Annotated in this window: 11 protein-coding genes; 3 read left to right on the forward strand and 8 right to left on the reverse strand. The window is 37.2% G+C overall.

What is annotated here, in order from left to right; all coding sequences use genetic code 11:
* The first annotated feature begins 473 nt into the window (after positions 1 to 473).
* Complete coding sequence (gene fabV / locus AACV33_RS04950; protein ID WP_017022036.1) at positions 474 to 1,676, forward strand: enoyl-ACP reductase FabV; 1,203 nt, start codon at positions 474 to 476, stop codon at positions 1,674 to 1,676.
* 143 nt (positions 1,677 to 1,819) lie between these two features.
* Here the strand turns inward: fabV and AACV33_RS04955 are convergent, their stop codons facing one another.
* The 7 genes from AACV33_RS04955 to AACV33_RS04985 form a co-directional block, all read right to left on the reverse strand.
* Positions 1,820 to 3,502, reverse strand: a complete 1,683-nt coding sequence (locus AACV33_RS04955) for an aspartate:alanine antiporter (RefSeq protein ID WP_012550575.1) — start codon at positions 3,500 to 3,502, stop codon at positions 1,820 to 1,822.
* Between the two features lie 145 nt (positions 3,503 to 3,647).
* Positions 3,648 to 3,911 carry a GrxA family glutaredoxin gene (locus tag AACV33_RS04960; RefSeq protein ID WP_012550576.1) on the reverse strand — a complete coding sequence of 88 codons (264 nt, stop codon included), beginning with the start codon at positions 3,909 to 3,911 and terminating at the stop codon, positions 3,648 to 3,650.
* Positions 3,912 to 4,162: 251 nt separating this feature from the next.
* Positions 4,163 to 5,017 carry a MurR/RpiR family transcriptional regulator gene (locus AACV33_RS04965; protein WP_012550577.1) on the reverse strand — a complete coding sequence of 285 codons (855 nt, stop codon included), beginning with the start codon at positions 5,015 to 5,017 and terminating at the stop codon, positions 4,163 to 4,165.
* Between the two features lie 351 nt (positions 5,018 to 5,368).
* Positions 5,369 to 7,012, reverse strand: a complete 1,644-nt coding sequence (gene panP / locus AACV33_RS04970; protein WP_182699952.1) for a pyridoxal-dependent aspartate 1-decarboxylase PanP — start codon at positions 7,010 to 7,012, stop codon at positions 5,369 to 5,371.
* Between the two features lie 178 nt (positions 7,013 to 7,190).
* A complete protein-coding gene (locus AACV33_RS04975; RefSeq protein WP_017022034.1) occupies positions 7,191 to 7,703 on the reverse strand; it encodes a hypothetical protein in 513 nt (170 codons plus the stop codon).
* Between the two features lie 113 nt (positions 7,704 to 7,816).
* Entirely contained in the window at positions 7,817 to 8,716 is a 900-nt protein-coding gene (locus tag AACV33_RS04980) for a lysine exporter LysO family protein (RefSeq protein WP_023603793.1), read from the reverse strand.
* Positions 8,717 to 8,805: 89 nt separating this feature from the next.
* The gene (locus AACV33_RS04985; RefSeq protein ID WP_017022033.1) at positions 8,806 to 9,732 is read right to left on the reverse strand and encodes an HDOD domain-containing protein; all 927 of its coding nucleotides are present in this window, start codon (positions 9,730 to 9,732) and stop codon (positions 8,806 to 8,808) included.
* Positions 9,733 to 10,170: 438 nt separating this feature from the next.
* Between AACV33_RS04985 and AACV33_RS04990 the strand changes: the two genes are divergently transcribed.
* Complete coding sequence (locus tag AACV33_RS04990; protein WP_017022032.1) at positions 10,171 to 10,755, forward strand: TfoX/Sxy family DNA transformation protein; 585 nt, start codon at positions 10,171 to 10,173, stop codon at positions 10,753 to 10,755.
* A gap of 113 nt (positions 10,756 to 10,868) precedes the next feature.
* On the opposite strand, the gene AACV33_RS04995 is transcribed toward AACV33_RS04990, so the two are convergent.
* Positions 10,869 to 11,420 carry a hypothetical protein gene (locus AACV33_RS04995; RefSeq protein ID WP_035470517.1) on the reverse strand — a complete coding sequence of 184 codons (552 nt, stop codon included), beginning with the start codon at positions 11,418 to 11,420 and terminating at the stop codon, positions 10,869 to 10,871.
* Positions 11,421 to 11,725: 305 nt separating this feature from the next.
* Here AACV33_RS04995 and AACV33_RS05000 point away from each other — a divergent pair, with 305 nt between their 5' ends.
* Positions 11,726 to 13,027, forward strand: coding sequence for a DUF945 family protein (locus tag AACV33_RS05000; protein ID WP_017022030.1), 1,302 nt, complete (start codon positions 11,726 to 11,728; stop codon positions 13,025 to 13,027).
* Positions 13,028 to 13,152: the final 125 nt, after the last annotated feature.

Here is a 13,152-nt window from a genome sequence, read left to right on the forward strand (position 1 = left end):
GGCAAAAAAAAGCCCAAACAAATAGATTGGGCAAAGGGAATATAAGGAATTATGAAAAAGCTATGTAGCTGATGATATTAAATCTGGCGGCCTGCTAAATTTCTTAACGTATCATCAACGGGTATATATTCAGACTGGGCATTAACCTGTTAGTTCAATTTAATTTAAATATAATTTTTTTATCGATATTTTTTAGCATATAAAGAAAAACCCGCTACCTACATGCTAAAGAATTAGCGAGATAACGGGTTACTTGAATATATCAAGAAAAAGCAGTGGAATTATGAACATAACATCAGACTTCACTTTTTTTAGATAGTTCATAAAAAGTGAAGATAATTCCATTTTTTTACTTTAAAAGTAATCTCACACATCCAACCACTCACTATTTTGACAAAAATTGTCATAAATGGGATGCGAACTGGATAAGAACCTTTTATCCTAGAAGGTAATTATTAAAAGGAAAGTTGAACATGATCATCAAACCTAGAATTCGTGGATTCATTTGTACAACCACTCACCCTGTTGGTTGTGAGCACAACGTGAAAGAACAAATTGCCCTGACTAAAGCACAAGGCCCAATTGCTAATGCACCAAAACGTGTATTGGTTGTTGGTTCTTCAAGTGGCTATGGTCTTTCTTCTCGCATCACTGCAGCATTTGGTGGCGGTGCGTCAACTATCGGTGTTTTCTTTGAAAAAGCAGCGACAGAGAAAAAAACAGGCACTGCAGGCTGGTATAACTCAGCAGCGTTCGATAAGTTTGCAAAAGAAGAAGGCCTTTATTCTAAAAGTCTGAATGGTGATGCTTTCTCTAATGAAGCAAAACAAAAAACCATCGATCTAATCAAAGAAGACTTAGGTCAGATTGATATGGTGGTTTACTCTCTTGCATCACCTGTACGTAAAATGCCAGAAACAGGTGAGGTGATTCGTTCTTCACTAAAGCCAATTGGTAATACGTATACAGCAACAGCGGTTGATACAAATAAAGATGCAATTATTGAAGCGTCTGTAGAACCAGCAACAGAGCAAGAGATCCAAGACACTATTACCGTAATGGGTGGTGAAGATTGGGAATTATGGATGAGCGCATTATCTGATGCGGGCGTTCTGGCTGATGGTTGTAAGACCGTTGCTTATAGCTACATCGGTACCGAGCTAACATGGCCTATCTACTGGGATGGTGCGTTAGGTAAAGCTAAGATGGATTTAGATCGTGCAGCGACAGCGCTAAACGAGAAACTATCTGCAACTGGCGGTACTGCAAACGTAGCAGTCCTTAAGTCGGTAGTAACTCAAGCAAGTTCTGCGATTCCTGTTATGCCTCTTTATATCGCTATGGTATTTAAGAAGATGCGTGAAGAGGGTGTTCATGAAGGATGCCAAGAGCAAATCCTACGTATGTTCAGCCAACGTTTATACAGAGAAGATGGTTCAGCACCTGAAGTGGATGATCAAAACCGTCTGCGTTTAGATGACTGGGAACTTCGTGAAGATATCCAGAAGCATTGCCGTGAGTTATGGCCTCAAGTGACAACTGAGAACCTAAAGGACTTAACCGATTATGTTGAGTACAAAGAAGAGTTCTTAAAACTGTTTGGTTTTGGCGTTGATGGTGTTGATTACGACGCTGACGTAAACCCTCTTGTTGAGTTTGATGTTGCTGATATCTAATACTAACGCCAATAAGCATTTTATCATTCTTGCTTGTTACCATTAGTAAATAGAAGACAAAATAAAACCCCAGAGTGAATTATCATTCTGGGGTTTTTTATTACTTCTCATCTAAAGCAGAAGCAAATGAAAGATAAGCTAATTTAGGCTAACAAAATCATAATAGTACCAGCAACGGTCATTAAGATATTGGCAATGGCATAAGTACCAGCATAACCAAGTGCAGGAATCGTACTGCGGGCATGTTCATTCACTACATCCATCGCAGGACCACAAGTTCGAGCGCCAATAATCGCTCCGATTAATAGTGCACGGTTCATTTTTAAAATATAAGCACCAACAAGATAAGCAAGGATCACCGGAATCACACTCACAATAAGTGCAGCCGCTAATACCTTAAGACCATCTTCCGAGAAATATTCAATAATGTTGCCACCGGCACTCAGTCCAATCCCTACCATAAAGACTAAAAGCCCTAGGTTTTTGGTCATATTAAGTGCGCCTTGAGGCACGTAACCAAAGGTTGGGTGGTTGGCTCTTAAAAAGCCTAGGGTGATGCCTGAGATCAATAAGCCGACTGCATTGCCTAGTCCAAAGGTTACTTGGCCAAAGCTCATCGTGATCATGCCAAACATAATGCCAAGAATAAAGAAGCTACAGAAAGCTAATAAATCGGATACCTGACTGTGGATTGAGATGAAACCAATTTTATCCGCAATATGGTGAACCTTGCTTTTCTCGCCACTGACTTGAAGGATGTCTCCTTTCGCTAAGACAATATCGTGTTCAATTGGCATTTCAATTTGAGCTCGTACTACACGGTTCAAGAAGCAGCCATATTCAGATAAGTTTAATTCGGATAAACGCTTACCTGCGATGTTGTCATTTTTTACAACAATCTCTTCCTCGGCAATACGTAAATCAAGCAAGTTACGGTCAAATACTTCTTTACCGTTTCTAAAGCTTGAATCCAGACGAGCATGGCTATCAGGGTAACCCACAAGCGCAATTTCATCTCCTTGTTGTAGGATATAATCACCATCTGGATTCGCCAGAATACCGTTACGACGAATACGCTCGATATGACAACCAGTTTGACGGTGGATGCCAAGTTCACGTAAGTTTTTTCCATCAGTCCAGTCAATAAGCTCTTGGCCTACACGATATGCTCGAATGATTGGTAAATAGACTTTTCTTTGTCCTGCGCTACCTATCCCACGTTCTTGAGCTATTTGCATCGCACTGTCTTGTAGGTTTTGCTTCTGCAATTGTGGTAGTAATCGAGCCAATAAAATTAAGCTGGTTAAGCCAATCAAATACGAGAAGGCATAACCGACACTGAGATTATCCATTACTTTACTGAAATCAACACCTTCAGGGAGTACGGCTAAACCAGAATTTAAGGCATCTTTTGCACCAACCAATACCGGCGTTGCTGTTAATGCTCCAGCCATCATTCCTGTCGATAGGCCATAATCGAGATTAAAGTAATAACCAGTCAAGAAACTAAGGGAAATTGCTGAAATTAACACGACTAATACAAGTAATAAGTAGTGCTTACCATCACGAAGGAAGATACCGAAGAAGTTTGGACCAGCCTCAATACCAACACAAAAAATAAATAGCATAAAGCCAATATTGAGTGAATCTGCGGTGAAGGTATATCCGAGACTACCCATAAAGAGGGCAGTGATAAGAACACCGATAGAACTGCCTAACTGGAAGCTACCGATTTTAACTTTAGCTATAAATAAGCCTAGAGCGAGAACAACGAATAAAAGTAAGATATCGTTTTGCGATAACAAGGTCGCAACATCAATGTTCACTGTATTTTGCCTGAAATATGGAAGGGGAAAGTGTGATGCAAGTCTAACTTAAAAATGGCGAATGTATAACCATATTTATAAATAAAATGAAAAAAAATCACTGCTAAAGAGCAGTGATTTTAAATACATCGGCACAGGCTATAGATTAATCAAAAAGACCTAAGTTTTCTTTAGCATACGCTTCAAATTCTGTGCAACCGCCAATGTGATCTTGGTCGATAAAAATTTGTGGAACAGTATCAACTGGCTTACCCACTGTTTTTTCTAGGTCTGCTTTTGAAATACCTTCTGCGTGAATATCAACGTAGCGGTAGTTAAAGTCTTCGCGTTTTGCTTTTAGTGTTTCTGCATGTTCTTTAGCGCGAACACAGAATGGACAACCAGGGCGACCAAAAATAACAACAAACATAGCTTTCTCCAAAATAATAATAAGATGCGTAATACTTGCACTCAATATCTATACTATGCCTGTTGATATGAACAAAGTAAAGATGGTTTTACCTCTTTGGTTAATAGGTAAAACCTATTGAGTTGTTTGGTTCGTTAAAGTAGGGTTTAAGCAGAGGGGAAGTAGTAGGATATTGATTTTATAGAAATAATAAAGCTAATGTATCATTACATTAGCTTTGTTTTATTGAGATGAAGTAAATTCAAAAAGACTTAATAGTGGTTTTCTTTTTCAAAGCGTGAGTCTTTAAGTGCTTCTTTAACGCGTTTTAAATTATCTCTAAATCCTGCACCGCGGCGGAGTGTAAAGCCAGTAGCTAGAACATCAATGACCGTCATTTGCACTACACGGCTGGCCATTGGCATATAAACGTCAGTGTCTTCAGGAACGTCTAAACAAATCGCTAGAGAAGACATTTTTTCTAATGGCGATTCTTTCGCAGTAATGGCGATAACGGTTGCACCATTTGATCTTGCCAGCTCTGCGATTTCTACCAAGCTCTTTGTACGACCAGTATGAGAAATAAGAACAACGACATCATTTTCTGTACTATTAATACAGCTCATGCGTTGCATTACAATGTCATCAAAGCAAGTGATTGGAATGTTAAAACGGAAGAATTTATTCATGGCATCATGAGCAACGGATGCTGAAGCGCCTAAGCCAAAGAATGAAATTTTCTTTGCTTGAGTTAACAAATCTACAGCACGGTTAATTTGCATTGGATCAAGACTGTTTTTAGCAACATCAAGGCATGCCATTGTCGATTCAAAAATCTTATGAGTATACGCATCTGGTCCATCATGCTCTTCAACATTGCGATTCACATAAGGTGTGCCGTTTGCCAAACTTTGAGCAAGGTGAAGTTTAAAATCAGGAAACCCTTTAGTATCAAGACGGCGACAAAAACGGTTAACCGTAGGCTCACTAACATCGGCCATTTTAGCTAAGGTTGCGATACTTGAATGAATTGCAGTTTGTGGTGATGCCATTATAACTTCAGCAACTTTACGTTCTGATTTACTAAAGTTATCTAGATTATTTTGTATTTTTTCAATGGTATTCATATGTATTCTTCTACGTTCAGTGCGTAATAGGGTATAACCTTAACAAGAATAGACTCAAGCGATATGCTCTGGTTAAGATTATAAAATATAAGTATTATTTTTATAGCCTAAGTATATACGTTTGTAGAGAGAGCCTCTAATTATTGGTCAGCTAGTTTGTTTTTTTATAACAATAGTTTGACAGATCTCTAAAAAAACTTTCATTTTGGGAAGTGATTTTGTTTAAAAGTGGAGAAAGGGCAGGAATTAAGTTTGATTATGTGGTTTATTTTCAGAGTTTAAGGAAATGAATTACAGGTTACATAAGTTGTTTTACAAAATTAAAACAACTTATATAACCCAATAATGTCTTTATTTTAAAATAGAATCAGCCAATTTCGTCAATTGTGGGAGTGATATTTCGCTTTTTTGTGCGATTTCTCTCTGCTCAATTAATACAGAGTGAAGGATCTCTTTGGTGGTTAACGGATTGGCTAAAACGACTCGAAATACGATGGTCGGCATATTTTGATACGCTTCAGGTGTTAGTCGAGTTCGAGATACAAATGATTTTCCGGTTTCTCGTTGAGTTTTTTGAATAAACTTAGTCAGTTCATCTAGGTGCTCATAAATCTCAATAGTTTGCTCAGAATTTGCCTTTGTAAGTGCTCGCGTTACATTCTTTGGAATATATCGATAGGTTAATAAACAAAGCTCAGGCTGAGTAATAACTTCAAAATCGTCTTGTTGATCAATAATTTCAGCAAAATATTTTGCTTTCTCAATGCTTTGATTGATCAATAATTCATAGCCAGGTCGACTGATTACATTAAAACAAGAATAAAGCAGCATTGCCATACCACTTCGAGAGCCTTCTAATGTGTGTCTGCCTAAATCTTTTGAGCCTTTTCGTAAAATATACTCGGCATGATGTTGAATAGAAGACATCAATTCTGGGTCTTTAAATATGACCATGCCTGCACCCATAGGAACATAAAGTTGCTTATGTGCGTCAATGGTGACTGAATCCGCTAAATCGATGCCATCAAGTAAATAACGGTATTGGTTCGACATTAAGGTCGCTCCGCCCCAAGCGGCATCAACGTGGAAATGGCAATTTACTTGTTTTGCTACTTCAGCTAAAGCTCGTAATGGATCGATAGTGCCAGTTTCTGTTGTACCTGCAACGCCTATGATGGCTAATGGCTTAATGTTTTTCTCTTTGGCTTGATCCATCTTTAGCTTAAGATCATGCAGACAAATGCGATTATTGTTATCAGTCTTGACTGGAATAACGCTATCCTGACCGATACCAAGTACATCAGCGGCTTTTTTTACAGAGTAATGACCACGTTCTGAAACAAAAATAGCTAAACCACTGTATTTGTAATGCGTTAAAGCCGCAAACAACCCTTCTTGAGCAATTCCTTTAAAATGGCCTTCTGGTTGTAATAAGCGATTTCGTGCTACCCATAACGCCGTAATGTTTGCAATTGTCCCGCCAGAACAAAAAGCGCCTAATGAGTGGTCAGCACTGTGCATCCAACGTTCATAAAATGCGCTTTCTTGACCGTAGATCAATCGATGTAACATACCTAAAACTTGACGTTCTAATGGAGTGAAGGCTTTAGAGGTTTCAATTTTCACCAAGTTTTGGTTTAACGCAATCATGATCTTTGACAGTGGCATTAAGAAATAAGGCAATGCGGATGTCATGTGACCAATGAAGCTTGGCGCTGAAGTATGAACGGACTGTGAAACAACGGTCTCTAATAAATGCTCGGTATGCTCAGAAACATACGTTGGATATTCTGGCATTGACGAGTCAGTAAAGTCTTTTTCAATTTCCGTTAATGGCTTTTCTTCGGCAACAATATGCTCTCTTAAAAACTGATTTAGATTTTGAGAGAGTTCTTGTTCTATTTTACCAAGTGTCGAATCGGGCGCTTCCGGAACAGTAAAAATTCGCAGCATACTTTCTAGGTTGGCATCTGCCGTTTTGTTGTCTGTTACCATGGTATCTGTTCTATTCTGTTGGTGATTGAAAGGCAAAGAAAATACACTCTTTGCTAGAGACTAAAAGGCACAATTTAGAACAAAATGACAAAAATGTCTTGTTTAAATTGTGCCAGTTTCTAGATTGTTGTGCGAAAAATGAGTTCATTAACAATAGTTGCTGATAAATTGAACAACTTTATTTGCACGTAATCGCACCGATATTAGTGATCTTTTGATTGTATTCATTAAGCGGTGTTTGAATCGCTTTTGGATGACTTAAAATATCCGCAAATGCAGAACGTAATTCATAATTTTGTTTATGAGGCTGAGCTTGGCGATCATCGAAGGTTACTTTCGCTATTTTTCCTAATGCATCATCACTACTTGCAAGCACTTTCACGTCATTTTGATTAAGTTGCAGCCATGATTCTATCGACTGATTTGTTTTCACTTTTGAAGGATCATTTTTCAAGTAATAATCAACCGCAGCTCTATTTAATTCAAAGTGATGCTGACGCCCTTCTAAAAACCAATTACCAACGCTTTCTAAATTAGGATCTTTTTTTACTGTGATCGTAATCAGTTCTTTGTACCAAGATAATGAAGCATCAACATACTGGCTGTATTTATCACTTAAACATTGCGTATCAGCTGCTTGTACAGAGGTGGCTAGTAACGTTAACGGTAAAATCAGGGCTGCGATTTTCATTATAAATCCTTCAAAATGAATCGTTATTGGTTAGTTATTCTTTGCCGATTGTAGGCATCACGTAATGAATTGCAATGTAAACGACTCACAGTGTGATGTTTCCCACTGAACTCTTATAAAGAAACAAAAAATAGCATTAGAAAAGGAACGGATAAGCTAAGAATAAAGCCACTAACAATGGCAATTGGTACGCACCGAATACCACCGCAATTTTGTATTACGGGTAGAGTAAAGTCCATTGCGGTTGCCCCTGCATAGCCGATAGAGGTAACGGGGTAACGATGAATCAATATAGGTATCATGATTAAAGCGACGAGTTCGCGCATCAATTCATTAAGAAAAGAAGCACCACCATAAACAGGACCAAGTGCATCCCCCATTAGGATACCAGCAAGAGAATACCAACCAAATCCTGATGCCATTGCTAACCCATGCTGAAGTGGAATATCTAGAAACAAGGCCGCAATAATTCCGCCAACTAATGAGGTTGCCATAATGACGGCCGCAATAATCATTCCGTGTTTATTTAATAAGATTTGGCGTAGAGATAAACCACTATTACGCAGTTGGATACCAATCAGAAAAAGTAAGAGCAACAAAATGAGTTCACTGGCATTTTCAACCCAAGATAAGTCGATACCACTAAGTAGGCCTACGATAAGTCCGCCAGCGACAGCAAGCAGTAACTTAGCCGACTCTAAAATCATTTTGAAAAGAGGAAGTGAGTTTTTATTGCCTTCGGAATTTAGTGGGAAAAGCTTATCCATTACCGGTAATATTGCCAAATTGCATGCACTGATAGCAATGAAGAAGGTGGTGGCGATAATCATAATTTGATTAAGGTTCTGAGCGAGATTATCCAACGCGGCTAAGCTTAGCCCCATTAAAGCAAGAATAATGGTAACTAAGTGACTTGTTGCCGTATTTATATGCTCAAGTGGCTTTTTTTTATGAAGAGGGATTAAATACCCAAATAATAGTGGCAAAAATACAAATAACATTCCAGAAAGCATAATAAATTTTACTCAGTCCATGAAGAGGCCTTGAGAATATCAAGGCTTAAATAGTTGAGCAATCAAATGTTATCGATTGTGTAAATTTATTACAAGCCACTGCTTCTTAATGTCTCTTTGATTCTGTCTTTGAACTGCATATTTGTAAGATTACTTAACGTATAAAGGGCTTCTGCACCTTCAAGTGTAATTTCCACATCGTGTTCATCAATCGCGTCATCGTTATTTCTAAACAATAATAGATGGTTTGCAATACGGGCAATGTCCAAATAATTGATGGAGTAATCTGTTTTAGTTCCTTTCTTTATATTCGTTGCTACCGATAAAAAATCCACATCAAATTGCCAGTGATTTAAAATATGGTAGCTAGTGTCATTACATTCTTTGTCAAAAATGTACATGGCAATATCGAGATCAAGGTAATTCCCTTTTTCAAGATAATCGTAATATTCGTTTACTAAACAAAAAAGGCCTATATCGGCAAGTAATCCCGTCAGTAATGCTTTTTCTGGTTCTAAATAAGAAAAATTGCCATCTTGGCTTTCATTAATGATTTCTTGGCAGACCATCGTCATTACTGCCGCAAATTCACGAGATTGGGCCGCACTTTTTCTTAATAGTGAATTACATTCTTTGCTTAAATCGGTGGAGTGTTTGAGTTGTTCTATCGCTTGAGCGGTAACAATATCACGTACTCGGAAAATGCCTAAACGAGACACGGCGGTTAGTACATCGGTGCAAGTGATATTTCGTCGATTAAAAACAACAGAATTGGCCATTCTAATGACAATAGCGGTAAGGCTTGGGTCTTCTAATAGTGTGTCAGAGACTTCTTTTATTACGGTACCTTCTAGCGTACATAGCTTTTGTATTTTTAGTACGACATCAGGGATAGGAGGAAGTTGGATGTTCCCCGAAGCTATAGTATCAGCAGCTAACTGACTAAACTCAGTTCTTAGAGAGGCCAGCGCCTTTTCTTTATTGTGAGAAAGCCAGAAAAACGATAGATGGTTCATTCTTAATTCATATAATTAAATAATAGATAAATCATACAGTATTTTGATGTTATCTAAAGATGAAGGAGGAGAAAGTGAGATCGTTTCCTAACAAATGACAGAATAAAAGAGCATTTACTCACATTTAGGCTATAAAAGTTATTATGAGATCAGAAATAAGACACGGTTTATTGACGCTAGTTATGTAACTTGTGATATTCATCAACGTAATAACTTATAAAATTATGAGAGTATACTGTGACATTAATCTGAAAAATAACTTGTTTCGTTTCATAAACTAACAGAAAGTCTTGTGATCACTATTAGAAAACACGTTATAAATTCAGAACTTATTATAAATATTATAGAACAACAATGATTGTACGTTTATTATGCACTTGCTTGGTGTCAACTTTTTGACTGGACGGGGTTAGTAATTCAAGATCAAGGAGATCTGAAATGAATCATTTGGAAGAGCGCTTTTTTAACTTTGTAAAAAAACTGGGTAAATTCAATAAACGTTCTATGTTTGGCGGCGTAGGCTTGTTTACAGAAGATGCAATGTTTTCACTTGTTACTGATGGGCATTTATATGTTCGCGGTGGTGGGAATGTTGATGCCCGGTTTACAGCTTTAGGCTGTGAGCGCTTTAAACATGTGAAGAAAACGACCATCGCAACGGTTAACTATTTTGAAGTTAGTGAATTGTTTGAAAACCAACCGGCATTACTTCTTTCTATTATTGAAGAGACAATGGAAACTTCTCGTATAGAGAGAGAGTTTAAAAAATCAAAAGAAAGTCGTCGATTACGTGACTTACCAAATATGCAATTAACACTAGAAAGAATGGTTAAAAAATCAGGAGTGCCTGATGTTGATTCTTTTCTAGAAATTGGCGCTGTAGATGTCTTTAAGAAAGTAAATACGACGTATGGCGGTGATGTTGATGTAAAGCTGCTTTGGAAGTTTGCTGGTGCAGAGAAAGGTGTTCATTGGACATTATTGCAAGAGCCAATGAAAAAATCGTTGTTACAACAGGTTTAATAAAAACAACATAAAAAAAACCTCGCTATTCTTTATTTTTAAATAGAAAGAATAACGAGGTTTTTTTATGCTTGAATAAATGAGCTAGGCCAGTTTATTCAAGAGACTAAAATTTAGTATTTAAAGCGTGCTGTAAGCATCAATTGATCGCCATATAAGCCATTGAATCGACCTTCTGCACCAATAGAGAATAGCTCGGTAGAGTGGAAACGACCGTAAACTGAGAATAAAGTGTCATCTTTATCATCAATTGACAGGTAACCTACTTTTCCGCCGACTTCTAGCTGTGGACCTAACCATTGACGAACGCCAAGGTTTAGTTCCATGCCTGTATCGTTTTTGTAGTTGTGATTATCATCAACAACACGTAAAAGCATTTCACCTGTAATGTCAGCCCAGTTATTTACTGGAGCATGAAAGCCAAGGCCTGCCGCTAAGTCGTAATCGCCATCTAATTCAGAATCGATAGTTGCAATTGCGTGAGCATTTGGGTGAATTGATTTACTAAAGCCTGCACCAAATGTTGATGGGCTAAAACCAATGCGAGCTTCAACATAGTCATAACTGAAGTTGCTCATAATGGCATTGTTTGGGTCATTATCTGCAGCCATAGATGTTGCAGAAACAAACATAAGGCTTGATGCTAAAAGTGTCTTACGAATCATGATATTTGAAACCTATCAAATTGAGTGCTATTAACAAAAATATGGTTTAAATACTAACAGAAATAGGTATTTTTGCCAGATAGAATGTATAAAATTGGAATAACAGCACAGCGCCAAAAAATTTACGTATATTTATAGGGATAAATACAAGCAAAATTTGAGCCAAGGCGTTTAAATTAATTGGTTAATTATGATTAGTTGGGAATAATAATTTTTAATGCGGTAAGAAATTGGATTAAATATGACTGTATTGCGTTCGATGAGTTAGGTAAACTGGTTGAAATCGTTAAAAAATGGATAATTAAATGAATGAACTAAGAAAGTATGCTGCCATTGGTGGTGCTATTGCGATTGTTGCTTGTTGGCCGTTTGCGACAGGAAAAATTGGTGAAGCTATATTTAAAGATGGCATTGCCTCTTATGACAATTCTGTTATTAAAATAGAAAATATTTCTTATGACCGTGGTTATTTAAGTTCACAAGCTCAAAGCCGAGTGTATGTGACCGATAAAGGCTTAATTGCTGAATTAGAACACGCGGGTTATCCAAGTGAAATTATTGTTAATCATGAAATAGACCACGGGTTATTCTCTATTTCATCAACATCAACGGTGACTGGAGAAGCGGCGTCTTCTGAATTTATAAAAGGTTTGACGCTGACAACAAACAGCCAGTTGACTGGGAAGACAGATCTAGAATTGACAAGTCAAGATACTAATTTTGTTAATGCGGATTTAAAAGCTCAAGGCGTTGAGAAACTGTATTTAGCGGCAAGTAAAATTTCAGCGACTATTCATCCTGAAGGTGAATTTTCACTGCAATATAGTCTACCTAAAACTGAATTACGTTTAGAAAATCAATCAGATATGCTGATTGATAATGTTTCTGGTAAAAGTGAAGGTAAATATCTAGATGATATTTTTATTGGTGATGCTAATGTGGCTATCGATAAAATGACGATCAATGATATTGAAAGTAATATTCATAATGTCGTGAATAATGTGACTTATAGTAGTTCAAATGAATTAGCTGAAGTAAAAGATCTTCCTGCTGATAATTCATTAAGTTCTACCAATATTCTAAAATTAGGTGAAGTAACGACTGATGCTGGAACGCTAAAAAATGGCGTATTTAATATCAGTTTTGATGACTTGAATTACGACGCACTGATTAAATTAGTTCCATTATTACAAGATCAAGAACTTACACCTGAAAAAATTCAACAATTGATGCTTTCGTTTGATTTACTTGCTGCTAAAGGCTTCAGCATCAATATTAATGAATTTAGTGCTGATGTGTTAGGCAGTAAGGTCGAAAGTAAGGTATTACTAAATTTACCTGCTGGTACAGCAAGAGCATCGCAAAATGCGGATCAACTGGTTCAAACACTAAAAGGCAATGCAGAGTTAGTTATCGCTAAGAAATTGGTTGATGATACACCTGAACTGCGTATGCAAATGGATGAATTGTTGATTAACGAATTTGCAGTTGAAGAGGGTGATAATTACCGTCTGGCGGCAACCATTGCAGATGGTCAAATTGAGCTATTAAATGGTCAAAAAATGCCATTGTTTATGCTTCTTGGTTTGTTAAGTTATTTACGTTAATCGTCATTAATTGAAAGACACAATAGCTCACTTCGGTGGGCTATTTTTTTATCTCTATTTAATTATGGCGGTTATTTAGTGAATTAGATCACTTTCTGATTTATTTGTAAGAGAAAAGGTGGTAT

The sequence above is a fragment of the Aliivibrio sp. SR45-2 genome, assembly GCF_963890165.1.
GTDB lineage: Bacteria > Pseudomonadota > Gammaproteobacteria > Enterobacterales > Vibrionaceae > Aliivibrio > Aliivibrio salmonicida.